At 68.8% G+C, this 15,387-nt stretch carries 17 protein-coding genes; 8 read left to right on the top strand and 9 right to left on the bottom strand.

The features are described from left to right. Positions 1-2: 2 nt before the first annotated feature. The 3 genes from K8O92_05980 to K8O92_05970 all read right to left on the bottom strand — a co-directional run bounded on the left by K8O92_05980 (position 3) and on the right by K8O92_05970 (position 3,611). Complete coding sequence (locus tag K8O92_05980) at positions 3-1,253, bottom strand: saccharopine dehydrogenase NADP-binding domain-containing protein (GenBank protein UAK33502.1); 1,251 nt, start codon at positions 1,251-1,253, stop codon at positions 3-5. A gap of 33 nt (positions 1,254-1,286) precedes the next feature. Next, on the bottom strand, positions 1,287-2,705 hold the full coding sequence (locus K8O92_05975; protein UAK33501.1) for an AarF/ABC1/UbiB kinase family protein: 1,419 nt from the start codon (positions 2,703-2,705) through the stop codon (positions 1,287-1,289). Between the two features lie 222 nt (positions 2,706-2,927). Next, on the bottom strand, positions 2,928-3,611 hold the full coding sequence (locus K8O92_05970; protein UAK33500.1) for a TetR/AcrR family transcriptional regulator: 684 nt from the start codon (positions 3,609-3,611) through the stop codon (positions 2,928-2,930). A gap of 218 nt (positions 3,612-3,829) precedes the next feature. On the opposite strand from K8O92_05970, the gene K8O92_05965 reads away from it, so the two are divergent. The 5 genes from K8O92_05965 (at position 3,830) to K8O92_05945 (ending at position 7,968) form a co-directional block, all read left to right on the top strand. After that, positions 3,830-5,164, top strand: coding sequence for a DUF445 family protein (locus K8O92_05965; protein UAK33499.1), 1,335 nt, complete (start codon positions 3,830-3,832; stop codon positions 5,162-5,164). A gap of 210 nt (positions 5,165-5,374) precedes the next feature. After that, positions 5,375-5,776, top strand: a complete 402-nt coding sequence (locus tag K8O92_05960) for a helix-turn-helix domain-containing protein (protein UAK35470.1) — start codon at positions 5,375-5,377, stop codon at positions 5,774-5,776. Next, positions 5,773-6,459 carry a heparin-binding hemagglutinin gene (locus K8O92_05955; GenBank protein UAK33498.1) on the top strand — a complete coding sequence of 229 codons (687 nt, stop codon included), beginning with the start codon at positions 5,773-5,775 and terminating at the stop codon, positions 6,457-6,459. Before K8O92_05960 ends, K8O92_05955 begins: the two co-directional genes overlap by 4 nt. A 64-nt stretch (positions 6,460-6,523) precedes the next feature. After that, positions 6,524-6,832, top strand: a complete 309-nt coding sequence (locus K8O92_05950) for a DUF2516 family protein (GenBank protein ID UAK33497.1) — start codon at positions 6,524-6,526, stop codon at positions 6,830-6,832. Between the two features lie 92 nt (positions 6,833-6,924). Then, complete coding sequence (locus K8O92_05945; protein ID UAK33496.1) at positions 6,925-7,968, top strand: alpha/beta hydrolase; 1,044 nt, start codon at positions 6,925-6,927, stop codon at positions 7,966-7,968. A gap of 27 nt (positions 7,969-7,995) precedes the next feature. On the opposite strand, the gene purU is transcribed toward K8O92_05945, so the two are convergent. Next, complete coding sequence (gene purU, locus K8O92_05940) at positions 7,996-8,886, bottom strand: formyltetrahydrofolate deformylase (GenBank protein UAK33495.1); 891 nt, start codon at positions 8,884-8,886, stop codon at positions 7,996-7,998. 426 nt (positions 8,887-9,312) lie between these two features. Next, positions 9,313-9,873, bottom strand: coding sequence for an N-acetyltransferase (locus K8O92_05935; protein UAK33494.1), 561 nt, complete (start codon positions 9,871-9,873; stop codon positions 9,313-9,315). Between the two features lie 156 nt (positions 9,874-10,029). Between K8O92_05935 and deoC the strand changes: the two genes are divergently transcribed. Continuing rightward, positions 10,030-10,698 (top strand): deoxyribose-phosphate aldolase, encoded by a 669-nt coding sequence (deoC, locus tag K8O92_05930; GenBank protein ID UAK33493.1) that lies wholly within the window; start codon positions 10,030-10,032, stop codon positions 10,696-10,698. Positions 10,699-10,771: 73 nt separating this feature from the next. On the opposite strand, the gene K8O92_05925 is transcribed toward deoC, so the two are convergent. Further along, positions 10,772-11,494 carry a DUF2993 domain-containing protein gene (locus K8O92_05925; protein ID UAK33492.1) on the bottom strand — a complete coding sequence of 241 codons (723 nt, stop codon included), beginning with the start codon at positions 11,492-11,494 and terminating at the stop codon, positions 10,772-10,774. A gap of 99 nt (positions 11,495-11,593) precedes the next feature. Between K8O92_05925 and K8O92_05920 the strand changes: the two genes are divergently transcribed. Then, on the top strand, positions 11,594-12,202 hold the full coding sequence (locus K8O92_05920) for a hypothetical protein (protein ID UAK33491.1): 609 nt from the start codon (positions 11,594-11,596) through the stop codon (positions 12,200-12,202). 30 nt (positions 12,203-12,232) lie between these two features. Here K8O92_05920 and K8O92_05915 read toward each other — a convergent pair whose 3' ends face one another. The 3 genes from K8O92_05915 to K8O92_05905 form a co-directional block, all read right to left on the bottom strand. Then, entirely contained in the window at positions 12,233-13,012 is a 780-nt protein-coding gene (locus K8O92_05915) for a class I SAM-dependent methyltransferase (protein UAK35469.1), read from the bottom strand. Further along, complete coding sequence (locus tag K8O92_05910; protein ID UAK33490.1) at positions 13,009-13,530, bottom strand: DUF2505 domain-containing protein; 522 nt, start codon at positions 13,528-13,530, stop codon at positions 13,009-13,011. The genes K8O92_05915 and K8O92_05910 overlap by 4 nt, the downstream gene beginning before the upstream one ends. Positions 13,531-13,651: 121 nt before the next feature. Next, positions 13,652-14,137: a DUF2505 domain-containing protein gene (locus K8O92_05905; GenBank protein ID UAK33489.1), complete on the bottom strand. Its 486-nt coding sequence runs from the start codon at positions 14,135-14,137 to the stop codon at positions 13,652-13,654. A 126-nt stretch (positions 14,138-14,263) separates the two neighbouring features. On the opposite strand from K8O92_05905, the gene K8O92_05900 reads away from it, so the two are divergent. Then, positions 14,264-15,343, top strand: coding sequence for a UDP-N-acetylmuramate dehydrogenase (locus tag K8O92_05900; protein UAK35468.1), 1,080 nt, complete (start codon positions 14,264-14,266; stop codon positions 15,341-15,343). Positions 15,344-15,387 lie beyond the last annotated feature (44 nt).

Here is a 15,387-nt window from a genome sequence, read left to right as displayed (position 1 = left end):
CCTCAGGCACGCTCGACCGTGATGGTCATGCCCGCCGCGCGCAGCCGGTCGGTGAGCGCGTCGCCCATCGCCGCCGCGGGAGTGAGGATGCCCGCGAGTTCGGGTTGCTTGCCGGTGTCGAACGCCAGGCACAGGCCGCTCTCGCCGAGCAGCACCGCGGTGGCCTGATATCCCGGGTCGCCAGCGCCGGAGAAGGTGGCCACGTACTTCGCGCCCGACGTGGTGTGCGCGAACGTCTTCATGGTGAACCAACCGCTCTTGCGGGCCTCCTCGCTGGGCCCGGTCCCCGGCTTGGGCAGCACGCGGTCCAGCAGTTTGCGGCCCGCGGCAGCCCGCGACAGCAGCGCGCCCGCGGTCAGACCCGCCACGATGCCGCCGGCCACGCCCGCCGCGACCAGTGGCGCGACCCGCGATTTCCCCGCGCTCATCACTTCGCGGTAGCGGAAGTTCTTGCCGTACACCCAGCCGAGCAGCCCATTGGTGCGGCGCACGATCTTGGTGTTGTGCGCGGCCATGACGAACGTGCTCACCCATCCGTCCAGACTCGGGTCGATCGCGCTCGCCCGGGCCAGCGCCTGATCGGACTGGCGGCCGACATCGGGATCCATCGACTTGTCCGGGCTCAGCGAATACGGATGCGACAGCACCGCGCCTTTGGCCGGATCGGCGGCGACCGCCTCCATCATGGCGCGGCCGGAATCGATGGTGCCGCCGCTGACACCGCCCTTCAACGACGCGACCAGCGTGGTGTCGACGAGCTCACCGGCGTTGTCCTCGACCGTGCGGCGGTAGAGCTGGTACACGCTCAGATCGGACGGAATCGAGTCGTAGCCGCAGGAATTCACGATTCTCGCGCCGGTGGCCACGGCCTGTTCGTGATAGGCGTCGATGGCCTCGCGGATGAACAGCGGCTCACCGGTGAGGTCGGCGTAATGCGTTCCGGCCTTGGCGCATGCCCCCACCAGCGGCATCCCGTAGCGCAGATACGGACCGACGGTGGTGACCACGACCTTGGTCCGCGCGGCCAGCTCGTCCAGCGCGGTCTGGTCCTTCGAGTCGGCCACTACCAGCCCCCAGCTCGCGGCCTTCGGCCCCAGACCCTCCCGCACGGCGGTCAGTTTGTCCAGCGACCGGCCCGCCAGCGCGATCCGCGCGGATTCCGGTGCGGCCGCGAGGAGATACTCCGCGGTCAGCTTGCCGACGAAACCCGTCGCGCCGAAGAGGACCAGGTCGAATTCCCGAGTGTCTGCCATGGTTTTCCGTTCTGGGGTCGTGTCGCCGATCGGCTACTTCGTGGTCTTCTTGCGCGCCCGCGGCCGTTGCGACGCGGTGTGGGCACGGTCGGCGAGCCAGGCGTGATGGGTCCGGCCCAGCTCGGTGACCGGTGGTTCGTCGTAGAGCCACTCCCGGGCGATGCGGTGCCAGTTGGCGGTGCACCCGAGGTGACCCAGCATGCCGAAGGTCAGGAAGTCCGCGCGGCGGGAGAAGAGGTGCTCCGGCGGCAGATTCTGTTGCTTCATGCCGGTGAACTCGCTGGCCCGCGGGTCGACCGCGAGCAGGAAGGCGCCGCTGGCCAGTTCGGGGGTGATGGTCAGCTCCTCGTCGACCAGACACCATTCCGAGGCGGCCAGCACGTATTCCAGGCACTCCTCGGCGCCGATCTCCTGCGGCGAATCGATGACGCCGCGCTCGATCATCAACTCGCGCAGATCTTCCGCGCGATCTTCCGCGGCGGCCCGCAGACAGGTCAGCTCGAACTGCACGTGCTCGGCGTCCATCCGGTTGAACAACCCGAAATCCAGGAACCCGACCCGGCCGTCCGTGGCCAGCAGCACGTTGCCGGGATGCGGGTCGCCGCAGAACTCGTTGAAGGTGAACAGCGACCCCACGTAGAACCGGTAGATGATCTCGCCGATCCGGTCGCGTTCGGCCTGGGGCAACTGCCGGATCTCCTCGAAGCCCTTGCCCTGCACATACTCGGTGACCAGCACTCGGGTGGTGGAGAATTCCGGCAGTGAGCGCGGCACGATGACGAACGGATGCTCGGCGTAGAGCTCGGCGATCTGCAATTGCGTGGCCGCCTCGGCCCGGTAGTCCAGTTCGGCTTCCATGTTCAGCCGCAATTCGTCCAGCACCGCGGGCGTCACCCACGGCATCGCGGATTGCAGCACGCGCCGGAACATCGCGAGATTCTTCAGGTCCGCGCGCACCGCGGCGTCGATGCCCGGGTATTGCACCTTCACCGCGACCTGGCGGCCGTCGTGTAGTCGCGCCCGGTAGACCTGGCCGATCGAGGCGGCAGCGACCGGCTCGGCGTCGAACTCGGCGAAGACCGCGTCGAGCGGCTTGCCGAAATCGTCCTCGATCACCTGGCGCATGGCCGCGAAGGAGACCGTCGGGGCCGCGTTGCGCAGCACGGCCAGGCGTTTCTGGAATCGCTCCCGGTGGTCCTCGGGGACCAGATCCAGGTCGAGCACCGACATCATCTGGCCGAGCTTCATGGCGACGCCCTTCATGGTGCCCAGCACCATGACCACCTGCTCGGTGGTGCGAATCATGGATTCCTCGGCCATCTTCGCCCGGACGGCTTCGGATCTGCCCCGCATGGTCAACCGTGCGCGCTGTGTGCGAAGCACCGAACTGGCTGCCACCGCACCCAGCTTGGTGCCACGAGCAAGCCGAGAGGTCGGTACTTGCTTCGCCATCGAGGTACCTCCGTTGGTGCCGCGGTCGGAGCGACGGACGCGCAGGCGGCCCCTTGCGTGACCGTGGTGTCCCGCGCAGACCGCCGTCGCGTACGGCGCCGGCGGTGACGCAGCGCACTCGGCGCACCGCTCGGGTTCAGACTAGCCAACGTTCCGGCAAAGTCGAGAGGGCCGGTGAACTTCAGCAAGCGGCCCAGCTAGCACCCCGGGGATCGGGCCGGTTCAGTCCTCCGCGGGCGCCTCAGGGGTGGACAGCACGTGCGTCTGGGCGTTGAACGCCGCGGGCGAACCGCCCGCGCGGGCCATGCCTTCGATGGCGCTCCAGGCGAGCATGGTGAGGTAGTCGATGACGTCCTCGCGCGACAGCGACTTGTTGGTCGTCCACCAGTGCGTCGCCAGCTGAATGCCGCCGACCAGCACGTACGACGCCAGCGCGGCGCCCTCGGTCCGCACGCCCCGCTCCCGCGCGCGCTCGGTGATGACCGCGCACACCACCTCGGCGAAGAGCTTCTCGAACTCCGCGAGCGAGGACTGGTCGGCCGAGCCGTTGCCCATGATGAACCGGTAGACCTCCGGGTCCTCGTCGACCGTGCCGACGTACTCGGCCAGCGCCGAGCGCACCAGCTGATACTCGTCGGCGTCCAGGCTGATCGCGCCGTAGACCCGGGGCATCAGCGTGGTCTCGATGAACCGCTGCATGGTCGCGTGGACCAGGTCGTTCTTGTCGGAGAAATAGCGGTAGAGCACGGTCTTGGAGACGCCGATCTCCGCGGCGATCTCGTCCATGCCCGCGTTGCTGCCGCGGGCGCGCACCGCGGCCAGGGTGCCGTCGACGAGTTCCTCGCGGCGATCGATCTTGTGTTGCCGCCACCGGCGCTTGCGGCCGTCCATCCGGCCGCCGCGCACCGCCGACGGTCGCTCGTCGATATCGACAAGATCTTCGGTGGACAGCGTGGGCTCCCTCGTTCGTAACTTCTCCGGTGGCTACCAGCTTAGGTCCCCGCTACCCGTGATATGCGCGTTTGGGCCCGGATGCGGTACGAACCACAGCGTCGGGCGCGTCTGGCGTGTCGAGATCCGCTCGCCCGCTCGCCTACTTCGCCGCGCACAGCAGAATGGGAGGCATGGAGAAAGCCCCCGGCAACACCGCGGTGCTGGACGCCCCCGCCGCGCCTGCCGCCGCGTCCTTCGGCTTCGACGCCGTGCTCGACGAGGCCGCCAAGCGTCGCGACCTCTGGCGGATGAAGGCGCTCGCGACCGGCCTGCTCGCCTCGGCCACCGCGATCTATCTGTTCTGCCGCTGGACCGAATCGCGCGGGGCGGGTGGCGACTGGGTCGGCTATCTGCGGGCTGCCTCGGAGGCGGGCATGGTCGGCGCGCTGGCGGACTGGTTCGCGGTGACCGCTCTGTTCCGTCATCCGCTCGGCCTGCCGATTCCGCACACGGCGATCATCCGGCGAAAGAAAGACCAGCTCGGCGCCAGTCTCGGTAGTTTCGTCGGCACGAATTTCCTGGCGCCGGAAGTGGTGTCGGCCAAGGTGAACTCAGCGCAGATCTCCTGGCGGGTAGGGCGCTGGATGGCCGATCCCGGTCATGCCGCGCGGGTGGCGCAGGAGAGTTCGACGATCCTGCGGGCCGTCGTCGGCGTGCTGCGCGACGAGGATGTCGAGCAGGTCATCGACAACACGATCGTCAAGCGGATCGCCGAGCCGCTGTGGGGTCCGCCGATCGGGCGGGTGCTGGCGGAACTGCTCGCCGACAACCGGCAGCTGGCGCTGCTGGACCTGCTCGCCGAGCGCGCGCACCAGTGGGCGCTCGGCTCGCAGGAGACCATCGACCGGATCGTGTTGCGGGACGCGCCGCAGTGGGCTCCGAAATTCGTCAACATCCTGCTTTCCGAGCGGATCTACCGGGAACTGGTCGAGTTCACCTGGAAAGTCCGCTCGAATCCGGAGCACGAAGTCCGCCTCGCCGCGAATCGCTTCCTGGAGGAATTCGCCGAGGACCTGCAATATGACGACGCCATGATCAAGAAGGCCGAACGCATCAAGGCGCAGATCATGGGTCGCGAGGAGATCACCGGTTTGGCCTCGGCCACTTGGCGCGCGGCGAAGCGGCTGATCCTGGAATCCGCCGACGATCCGGGCAGCACGTTGCGGCGCAAGGTCGCCGAGAACGTCCAGCAGCTCGGGGAGCGATTGCGCGACGACGCGGACCTGCGCGCCAACGTCGACGGCTGGATCGACCGCGGCGCTCGCTACTTGGTGGAAAACTATGCGGGTGAGATCAGCACCCTGGTCACCGACACGGTTGCCCGGTGGGATGCCGACGAAGCGAGCAAGAAGATCGAATTGCAGGTCGGCCGGGATCTGCAATTCATCCGCATCAACGGAACTGTCGTCGGTTCGCTTGCCGGACTGGCGATCTACACGATTTCGCATCTGATGTTCGGCGGTTGATCCACGGCACGCGGAACGTTTGCCCAGTCGCTGCTAGCAGACTGCTTGCAATAGCTAGCACCCTGACCTAGAATCGAACCCGTACAAACCGCCAGAAGGTGAGTGATGGCAGACCAGCCCGAGGTTTCCGCCGAGTACACCGACAGATCGGACGAGCACTCGTCCGGCGTCGGCGAACGAGGAGGGCGCGTCGTCAGTGCGGCGCACGACATCGGAGGCTTCATCAGGGCGCAGCGCGAGGCCGCGCAAGTCTCGCTACGTCAGCTCGCCCAGCTGGCGGGGGTGAGCAATCCGTACCTCAGTCAGATCGAGCGCGGACTGCGTAACCCGTCCGCCGAAGTGCTCACGCAGATCGCGAAGGCGCTGCGGGTCTCCTCGGAGGTCTTGTACGTACGGGCTGGCTATCTCGAGCAGCGGCCGCACAGTCCGGTCCGGGACGCACTGCTCGCCGACACGTTCATCAGTGAGCGGCAGAAGCAGGTGCTGCTGGACATCTATGAATCGTTTCGCCGGGAAAACGGAGGAAACGAGGCAGGGGGGGACGTATGGGACAGCGACGTTCCGCGTACGACAACCGACACTCCGCCACGCCAGGAGAACGAAACACAATGACCGAGAAGAACGCCACCGTCACCAAGCCCTTACTCGCCACCGTCGGCGCGGGTGACGCCCTCTACACCGCCGTCAACGACGTCGTCGCGCAGGTGCGCGAGCGTGCGGTCGCCACCGAGGTGCAGGCCCGGGTGGAGGAGGCGCGCGAGCGCTTCGCCAACGTCCCCGCCGACGTGCAGGCGCAGTTCGAGTCGCTGCGCGAGCGGCTGTCCGGGCTGCCGTCGGAACTCCCGGAGGACCTCGCCGAGCTGCGCGAGAAGTTCACCGCCGAGGAGCTGCGCACGCTGGCCGAGAGGTACTACCGGCAGGCGCTCGACATCTACGCCGACCTCGCCGTCCGCGGTGAGGAAGCCATCGACCGGCTGCGCGCCAACCACCTCGTCGAGGAGCGGATCGGCAAGGTCGAGACCATCTACGGCGACGCGGTGAGCCGCGCCGAGGACGTGCTCGAGCGCGTCAACGGACTGCTCGGCCGCCCGGCCAAGGTCGAGACCGAGGCCGAGCAGGTGGCCGATCCGGCGCCGGTCGTAGAGGCCGAGGTCGTCGAGGTGACCACCGAGCCCGCCGCGGCTCCCGTCGTGAACGGCGCGCCGAAGAAGGCTCCGGCCAAGAAGGCCGCTCCCGCCACCGCCACCGCCGCCAAGAAGGCTCCGGCGAAGAAGGCCGCCCCCAAGAAGGCCTGACCGATACGCCGCTGAGGCTGCCCGACGCCCTCGTACACCCCTGGTGTGCGGGGGCGTTGCTTCTATGATGGGTGGGGTGAATATGGTGCACGGTTTGACCGGGATGATCCTGCTGGTGCTGTGGCTGGCGGCGCTCGGTGCGACGATTTTCGCGCTGATCCACGCCGTGCGTCAGCGTCCGGACGCGTTCACCGCGGTGGACAAGCTGACCAAGCCGATCTGGCTGGCGATTCTCGGGGCGGCCGTGCTCGTGCTCGTTCTCTTCCCGGCAGGTCTGGGCCTGCTTTCCTTCGCGGCCATCATCGCGACGGGCATCTACCTGGCCGACGTCCGGCCCAAGGTGGACGAGGTGCAGCGAGGTCCGCGCTGGTGAGAGGCGAGTTCGCCGACGGATAAGGGTGCTTGCACTAGCAAGCGGTGCGAATCGGGGTTACTGTATCTATCAGTAACACAAAGGAGTGTCCGATGCGTGCCATGCTGCCGACCGCGTTGACCAGCTTCCCGGGGCTGCTCCGGAGCTTGCGCGCCGCGCACAGCGCCGACTTGCGTTCCCGTACCTACCGGACCGCCGCGTTCAATCCCCCGACCGTGCGCCATGAGGTGATGCCGGTCCGGGCAGGCGACGGGGCACGGCTGCGAGTTCACGCCTACGGCCCGGCGGATCGTCCCGTCGTCGTGCTGGTCCACGGCTGGACCTGCTGCCTCGAATACTGGAACCCGCAGATCAACGCGTTCGCCGGCGACTATCGAGTGATCGCCTACGATCAGCGCGGCCACGGCGAGAGCGAATACGGGTCGAGCGAGTTGACCACGGACCTGCTGGCCGACGATCTGGCCGCGGTGCTCGACGCCGCGCTCGCCCCCGGACAGCGAGCCGTGCTGGTCGGCCACAGCCTGGGCGGCATGACCCTGCAGGCGTGGGCGGGACGCTATCCCGAGCGGGTCGCGCGGCAGGCGCTGGCGGTGCTGCTGACCAATACCGCGGCCGACCGGCTCATCCTGGAGACCACGGTGGTGCCGCTGTTGAACCGGCCGCTGCGGCTGCTGCAATTGAAGGTGCCGCTGCCGTTCCTGTTCGGCAGGTTCGGCCTCGGCGCTCCGATCGTCTTCCCGCCTGTCGCGCCGGTGCGCTGGCTGTTCGCGCGCCAGATTCTCAGCACCGCGGCGAAAGGCGACCTGCTGGATTTCAGCATGGCCATCGTTCGCTCGTGCCCGGCCTGGGTGCGTTCGAAGTTCGGTTTCCTGCTCGCCACGATGGATGTCGGGCAGTCGGCGCGCAACCTGGTGGTCCCCACGACGGTGCTCTCTGGCCAATTCGACGACATGACGCCGCCGGTCCACTCCGAGCGGATCGTCGACATGCTCCGGCAGACCGGCAGTCCGGTGCGCTACCAGATGCTGCCGGCCGGCCATCTCGGCAATGTCGAGGCCTACGAGCGGTTCAACGAGGAGCTCGCGCGCCTGCTCGCCGCGGTGGGCAAACCCGCCCGCGCGGACCTCGCGGGCTGATCTACCGGGTTTCCGTTCGCGCGCAGGTCAGGAGAAGACGACCGTCCGGCGACCGTGCACCAGGACCCGCCCCTCCAGGTGCCAGCGCAACCCGCGCGCCAGGACCACCCGCTCGATGTCGCGGCCTTGGCGGACCATGTCGCGCACTTCGTCGGCGTGATCGATGCGGATGACGTCTTGCTCGATGATCGGGCCCGCGTCCAGTTCCGCGGTCACGTAGTGGCAGGTGGCTCCGATCAGCTTCACGCCGCGGGCGAACGCCTGGTGATACGGGCGAGCGCCGACGAAAGACGGCAAGAAGCTGTGGTGGATGTTGATCGCCTTGCCCGCCCAGTGCTCGCACAGCCGCGCGGGCAGCACCTGCATGAACCGGGCCAGCACCACCGCGTGCGGGTCGTGCGCGTCCACCAGGGCGCGGACCTCTTCGAACGCGGGACCGCGTTCGGCCGGGTCCTTCGGGAACGGCACGTGATGGAACTTCACGCCGTGCGCCTCCGTCATCGCGGCAAGATCCGGGTGATTGCCGATCACCGCCTCGATGGTGGCGGGCAACTCACCGCTGGCGGCGCGTCCGAGCAGGTCGTGCAGGCAATGGCCGTCCTTGCTGACCAGCAGGACCGCCCGGCGGCGCGCGCCGGAGTCCAGCAGTTGCCATTCGGTCTCCGGACCCAGGGCGGCCGCCACCGCGGCGAACCGGTCACGCAGTTCCGCGATCCCGAACGGCACCGTCGCGGCCTTGATCGCCTGGCGAGTGAAGAACCAGCCGGTATCCGGATCGGAGTGGTATCCGGCCTCCACGATCGAGCCGCCGAACTCGGCGATGAACGACGTGATCCCGGCGATGATGCCGGGCCGGTCCGGGCAGCCGAGGGTCAGCACGTAGCGGCGGTCGTCCTGAACGGGTGGAGCGGAACTCATGCGTTCATCCTCCCAGGTGCGCCGTACAAGATTTGCCGCGCCTTCGCGCTGCGGCCTGCGAGCCGAGGGAGGTCCGAAGCATCCTTATCCGCCCTATTTGCGCGAACGACTCGAAACTCGGGTGCTGCCCCTGTTCGCGGGACGAGTGCTCGCATTCGACTCGACTGCTTCCATCGCATCCGCGGAACTCATGGCCACGGCACGGGCTGCCGGTGCCGGGATCGGGACCGCTGACGGCTATGTCGCCGCGACGGCGAGTGCCGCGAACATGGCCGTGGCGACTCGCGATTGCGCGCCGTTCCAGGCTGCCGGGGTGCGTGTCATCGACCCCTGGGCGTGAACCGCACGCCGCACGGTCGAGGGTGCGGATCGAACCGCGTGGGCGCCACCGGTCGCCTCGGCGGACGATCCATGTCGTCCGGTCGGTCAGAGGGTGTAAAACGGTTCCGCGTAATGGAATTCGCCGGCGATCCGGGAGTCGTAGGCCGACAGGGATCGGACCTGGAAGTGGCTGATCCAGGCTGGGTCGTCCGGTGTGATGCCGAGACGGGCGGCGGGGACGAAACCGAAGCGTGGGTAGAGCTCCAAGCTGCCGAGCAGGCCGATCAGTGGTTCGTCGAGCGCGTCGGCGGCGCCGAGCGCCGCGTGCATGAGCGCCGAGCCGATGCCCGCGCCTTGATGATCGGCGAGGACGCCGATCGGGCCGAGTGCCAGCACGGGGAACGGGCCGACCGCGGCTCTGGTCAGGCACAGGTGTCCGACCACGCTGTCGTGCTCGATCGCCACCAGCGACAGCGTCGGGATCCAGCCCTCGTCGCTGCGCAATTGGGCGACGAGACCAACCTCCGGGGGATCCGCGCTGCCGGGATTGCCGGACACCACGGCCTCCTCGACATGCTCGGCACGGGCATAGTGCGGTGCGAATGCGCTGCGGTGCACCGCTGCGATCGCAGCGGCGTCGTCGGCGCGTTCGCGACGGATCAGCACGGTCGTCTCCTCCCGAACGAAGTAGGGCCCATCCGCACACGTTAGTCAGTCGAGGCCAGGCGTTACGTTCTCCGATGCGCCGTCAGCTACGAGTGTGCGGGAAGTGCCGCCACGCGCGCAACGCAATTCGCCTCCGGTATGCCAGACTCTCACCCCATGGCAAGTTCCGCGTCGCTGACCAGGGCCGAAGTGGCCGCCATGATCGACCACACCCTGCTCGCCCCGGAGGCGACCCGCGCCGACGTCGACACGCTGATCGAGGACGCGCGTGCGCTGGGCGTGCTCGCGATCTGTGTGTCGCCCTCCATGCTGCCGGTACGCGCGCCGGGGCTCGTGGTCGCGACGGTCGCCGGATTTCCCTCGGGGAAACATCACTCGCTGGTGAAGGGCGCCGAGGCGCGGCTCGCGGTGGACCAGGGCGCGGCCGAGGTCGACATGGTCGTCGACGTCGGCGCGGCCCGCGCGGGTGATTACCAGGCGGTGCTCGCAGACATCGTCACGGTGCGCGAGGCGGTGGGCGATCGGGCGCTGCTGAAAGTGATCATCGAATCCGCCGCGCTGCCGGACGAAGCGATCGTGCGGGTGTGCCGGGCCGCCGAGCGGGCAGGAGCCGATTTCGTGAAGACCTCCACGGGTTTTCATCCCGCGGGCGGCGCCAGCCCGCACGCGGTGCGGTTGATGGCCGAGACAGTCGGCGGACGCCTCGGCGTCAAGGCCAGTGGCGGTATCCGGACAGCCGAGGCAGCGGCGGAGATGATCGCGGCGGGCGCGACTCGGCTCGGGCTGTCGAGATCGCGCGAGGTGCTGGACGGCTTCGCGGCCTGACCGGCGGCCGAAAAGCTCTCGCGGGCACCCGGTTCGCCCGCCGCCGGATCCGGAGGCGTTGCCGTGGTGGGTTTCAGCAGCGCGTGCTGGAGTTGTCGCTCGCGGGCTCGAGCTGGGTACGTCCACCCGCCAGTTGGACATCGACGCCGGAGTCGGTGACCTCGAGTTTCGTCGCCGTCATGCCGAGCGGGTAGCTCTGCAAGCTCTCGGTGAAGATGTCGACGATGCTCTGCACCAGGTCGGCGGGCATGCCGATGCCGAGCAGCTCCGCCGACATCGTCTCCACCTGTACCGCCCCGTTCACGATCTGCGGTTTGAGTTGCAGTTCGGCCAGACCGCCGAGCACCGACAGGGTGAGCATGCCCGAGCTCGAGGAGGAACTCACATTGCTGACCATCCCGCCGAGCGTCTCCTTGATGCCTTCGTTGCTCCAGGTGACGTCGGCGGAGGAGCTGCCGATCACGCTCCCGTTCGGATCGTCGACGTCGACGTCCCGGAAGACGGAGTGCACCACCATGCCGACGGCGGGTCCGAACTTGGTGTCGTTGCTGTTCACCCGCACCGTGGGCACTTTGCCGTCGATCCAGGTGATCAGCATCGGCTTCGGACCGAAGCTCACGTCGATCTTCGATCCCATCTCTTTCTCGAACTGCGAGCTGATGCAGTTCGAGACCCTGTGCCTGGCGTACGCCTCACCGCCGACCAGGACCGTGGCGAGCAGAATCGCTACCACGGTCACAGCGATCAGCAGGGCCCGCCGGTTGACCGTCGAGGTGGAGCTTGCGTCCGTACTCATGGCGAAAATTCTTCCCGACCTTTCTGTGCCGTCTCTGTGGAGGCAGTGAGGGGTCCGAATGTGACATGAGGCACAAAAACCCAGCGTAGCCTGGTGCCCATGGCTGGCGATGCGGCAAGCCGCGCGATCGGATCCGCGGAACAAGGATGGCGTGTCCTGCGCCGCTGGGCCGGTCGGCACGCCGGTTTCTTCACAACTCGGCAGGTCCTGCGCACCGGCTGCGGGGCGCGAGTGCGGGCAGGACTCGGCGACGGTTCGGTGACCAGGGCCGGGGTGGGCGTGCTGCGGCTGGCCGAGTGGCCGGACGGTCCGCTGGACGAATACGCGATGTGGGCGGCCTGGTTCGACGGTGCTTCGGTCGTCTCCCATCAGAGCGCGGCGGAACTGCATGGACTCGGCAGCCTGGGCCCGCGGTTCCTGCACTTGTCGGTGCGCGCGGGCCGTGCCCCGGCGATACCGCGGCTCGTGGTCCTGCGCCGCTCGCTGACCGGCGCCGACTTCGAATCGGCGGGCCCGTTCCTGGTGACGACACCGGTGCGCACGGTGCTCGACCTGGCCGAGGCCGACATCGGGCAGGACGCCTTGAACGAAGTGGTCGCCGACGCGGTCGCCATTCACCGCTGTGCGGGTGAGGAGATCACCGACGCGGGGGCGCGCTTGTCACCGCGTGCCGCGAAACGGCTGTACCGGGCGCTGGCCGTAGCGTGACGAAACTTGTGCGGGTTCGGAAGTGCCCGATCAGCTGGTAGCCAGCGGCCCGACCGCCGACCACGGCACCGATAGCACGTTGTCGCGCAGACGGCGGCGGTAGTGCCGGATCGGGAAGCCTTCCTCGCGTAGCGCCTGCGCCGCCGCCCGCCACCGGACGCGCGGACCGAAAGGCGCCATCGGCGCGGCACGTGCCCACGCGCGGTCCGCGGCAGCGAGCAGCGCGTGGATGGGCTCACCGGGAACGTTGCGGTGGATCAACGCCTTCGGCAAGCGTTCGGCCAGGTCCGAAGGGCGTTCGACGGTGAATGGGTCCCAGGCCAGCGTGAGCGAGCGCGGTCCGTCCCGGTCGAGCAGGACCCATGCGCAGCGTCTGCCCAGTTCGTCGCAAGTGCCGTCGACGAGCAGGCCGTCCGGCGCGAGCCCGGCCAGGACGGTGGACCACGCCTCGGGAACCGCCGCTTCCGGATACTGCCGCAGGACGTTGAAGGCGCGTACCAGGACGGGGCGCAGCCCGGCCAGTTCGAACCCGCCGCGGGCGAAGGTGACGCCGTCGCGGCCGGGCACCACGCGCTGCGGGTCGATCTCCAGCCCGACCACCCGCACGTCGGCGCGGACCGTGCGCAGCCGTGCGGCCAGCTCGAACGTGGTCCACGGGCTCGCGCCGTACCCCAGGTCGACCACCAGCGGATCGGGAGCGCCTGCCAGCCGGTCTGCGACGAACTCGTCGTTGATCAGCCAGCGATCGCTGCGGCGGAGACGGTTGACGGCGGTGGTGCCACGGGTGATGGTGCCGACCGGTTTGGTCAGCGGGTGGGGTGCTGCTCTTCCAACCACTGGACTGTGAACTCGGCCTCGCCGCGGAACAGATCGACCAGGTTCACCAGCATCAGCTGCTCCAGGCGCGGCCCGACCATGGGGATGAACACCTTCGCCTCCGAGGAGAAGCGCATCGTGCAGCCGGTCTCGGTGGGGAAGAGGCGAATGGTGCCGCCGAGGCTGCCCGGCCCCGCCGGGATGGACGCCGAGTACTTACCGGTGATCTCCTCCGCGCCGTAGGGGCTGTAGGTCTCCTTGCGGGTGATCACCATGTCTTTGCGTATGACCGTCTGGGCGATCTCCGGCAGCATCTCCCGGGGCAGGATGTGATGCAGTTCGATGTCGATCCCGCCGTCGCCGGCTTCCAGCCGGACCACCTGGTTGCCGGGCGAGTACTTCCGCATCTCTTCCATCCGCGCTTCCCAGTAATCGCGGTTCGACAGCGCCGCGTACAGCTCTTTTGTGGTGTGCAGCGGGTATCGGGCGGAGTAGTCCAATCGGCGTGCCATGGGCTCACACGTTACTGGGTCCGGCGGGGCCGACCTCGCCGGGCGGGTGGAGTGCGGAGGTGACACGAACGCGGGCGCCACACGATGTGACGTCGAACAGTGCCCGTGCTCCCGGCTCGGATCAGTGCGCGGCGAGCCAGTCGGCGGTGAACTCCGCCTCGTTCTTCAGCAGCTCGGTGAGGTGCTCCTGGATCGCCTTCTCGATCTTGCCGCCGAACAGCGGGATCTTGACCTCGATGGTGCCCTCGACCGTAGCGACGGCGCCGGAGCCGTCGGCGGCCAGCGTGATGGTGCCGCGGACCTCGGCGGGCGCGCCCTCGACGCGTGCCTCGAAGGAGGCGTGCTCGCCGGTCCAGTCCTCGACGCGCGGAATGATCAGATCGCCGGGGCGCACCGCGGTGACCGCGGCGGGCAGCTTCTCGGCGGCGATGGCTTGCACCATCTCGATGCGCACCTGCTCACCGCTGACGGTGACCGACTCCAGCCGGGCGTCGGGGCCACCGACCGCCGCGATGCGATCCTTCCAGTACTGGTCGTTCGCGAACGCGGCGCGCACGGCGGCGGGCGGGCAAGAGTAGCGGGCCGTGTACGCCAGCGGTGTAGCCATGGCACCACACGCTACCGTGTGGGGCGCGAGCGAGACGAATGGTGGCATCCGATCTGCTCGCGGGCCGAATACGCCGGCGTGTAGCCGTGAGCGCGCACGCTACCGTGTGGCGTGCGAACTTCACGAATGGTGCCCTCGCATCTCCTCGCGGGTACCGGTGCGCGGCTGCGCCCCGACGTGCGGCTGGCAGAGCTGACCACGCTGCGGGTGGGCGGGCCGGCACTGGTCGCGGAATGTGCGACTACCGAAGCCTTGGTCGCCACGGTGCGGGCCCTCGACACGGCCGGTGTCCCGGTATTGCTGCTGGCGGGAGGTTCCAATCTGCTCGTCGGCGACGACGGCTTCGACGGTGTGGTGGTCCGGGTCGCCACCACGGGCGTCGAACTCGGCGACGGCGGCGTGGTCGCCGAGGCGGGCGCGAACTGGGACGACGTGGTGCGCGCGACGGTCGGCGCCGGTCTCGGGGGACTGGAGTGCCTGTCCGGCATCCCCGGCTCGGCGGGTGCGACGCCGGTGCAGAACGTGGGCGCCTACGGCGCGGAGGTGGCGAATCTGCTGCGCAGGGTGCGCCTGCTGGACCGCGCCACCGGGGAGATCCGCTGGGTGGAGCCCGGCGAACTCGGGTTCGGCTACCGCACCAGCGTGCTCAAGCACCGCGACGACGCCGTCGTGCTCGCGGTCGACTTCGCGCTGCGCGCCGACGGTTCCAGTGTGCCGCTGCGCTACGGCGAACTGGCCTCGGCGCTGGGCGCCGAGCCCGGCGAGTCCCGGCCCGCGGGACAGGTCAGGGACGCGGTACTGCGGCTGCGCGCGGGCAAGGGCATGGTGCTCGATCCGGCCGATCACGACACCTGGAGCGCGGGTTCGTTCTTCACCAACCCGGTGGTCGCGCCGGAGCGGGTGGCGCAGGTACGCGCCGCGATCGCCGCTCACGTGGGCGAGGTCACGATTCCGACCTACCCCGCGCCGGAGGGGGTCAAATTCTCCGCGGGCTGGCTGATCGAGCGGGCGGGTTTCGCCAAGGGCTTCCCCGGCGCCGGGGCGCCCGCCCGGCTGTCGACCAAACACACCCTGGCACTGACGAATCGGGGCGCGGCCAGTGCGGCCGATCTGGTCGCGCTGGCCAGGACGGTGCGCGACGGCGTCGCCGAGCGCTTCGGAATCCGTCTGGAACCGGAACCGGTCACCGTCGGCGTCACGTTGTGATCGGCTGAGGTGGACACCACACGCTGCGGCGACGGATCCGACCG

The organism is Nocardia asteroides (assembly GCA_019930625.1).
Taxonomy (GTDB): domain Bacteria; phylum Actinomycetota; class Actinomycetes; order Mycobacteriales; family Mycobacteriaceae; genus Nocardia; species Nocardia sputi.
Note: the sequence above shows the minus strand (reverse complement) of the source record. Positions and strands in the feature narration are given on the sequence as shown.

What these genes read in the sequence shown, in the direction of transcription:
- K8O92_05980 (UAK33502.1), bottom strand. Translation starts at nt 1,253, where the DNA reads ATGGCAGACACTCGGGAATTCGACCTGGTCCTCTTCGGCGCGACGGGT.
- K8O92_05950 (UAK33497.1), top strand. Translation starts at nt 6,524, where the DNA reads ATGATGGGTGGGGTGAATATGGTGCACGGTTTGACCGGGATGATCCTG.
- K8O92_05975 (UAK33501.1), bottom strand. Translation starts at nt 2,705, where the DNA reads ATGGCGAAGCAAGTACCGACCTCTCGGCTTGCTCGTGGCACCAAGCTG.
- K8O92_05900 (UAK35468.1), top strand. Translation starts at nt 14,264, where the DNA reads ATGGTGCCCTCGCATCTCCTCGCGGGTACCGGTGCGCGGCTGCGCCCC.
- K8O92_05905 (UAK33489.1), bottom strand. Translation starts at nt 14,137, where the DNA reads ATGGCTACACCGCTGGCGTACACGGCCCGCTACTCTTGCCCGCCCGCC.
- deoC (UAK33493.1), top strand. Translation starts at nt 10,030, where the DNA reads ATGGCAAGTTCCGCGTCGCTGACCAGGGCCGAAGTGGCCGCCATGATC.
- K8O92_05955 (UAK33498.1), top strand. Translation starts at nt 5,773, where the DNA reads ATGACCGAGAAGAACGCCACCGTCACCAAGCCCTTACTCGCCACCGTC.
- K8O92_05910 (UAK33490.1), bottom strand. Translation starts at nt 13,530, where the DNA reads ATGGCACGCCGATTGGACTACTCCGCCCGATACCCGCTGCACACCACA.
- K8O92_05925 (UAK33492.1), bottom strand. Translation starts at nt 11,494, where the DNA reads ATGAGTACGGACGCAAGCTCCACCTCGACGGTCAACCGGCGGGCCCTG.
- K8O92_05920 (UAK33491.1), top strand. Translation starts at nt 11,594, where the DNA reads ATGGCTGGCGATGCGGCAAGCCGCGCGATCGGATCCGCGGAACAAGGA.
- K8O92_05965 (UAK33499.1), top strand. Translation starts at nt 3,830, where the DNA reads ATGGAGAAAGCCCCCGGCAACACCGCGGTGCTGGACGCCCCCGCCGCG.
- purU (UAK33495.1), bottom strand. Translation starts at nt 8,886, where the DNA reads ATGAGTTCCGCTCCACCCGTTCAGGACGACCGCCGCTACGTGCTGACC.
- K8O92_05945 (UAK33496.1), top strand. Translation starts at nt 6,925, where the DNA reads ATGCGTGCCATGCTGCCGACCGCGTTGACCAGCTTCCCGGGGCTGCTC.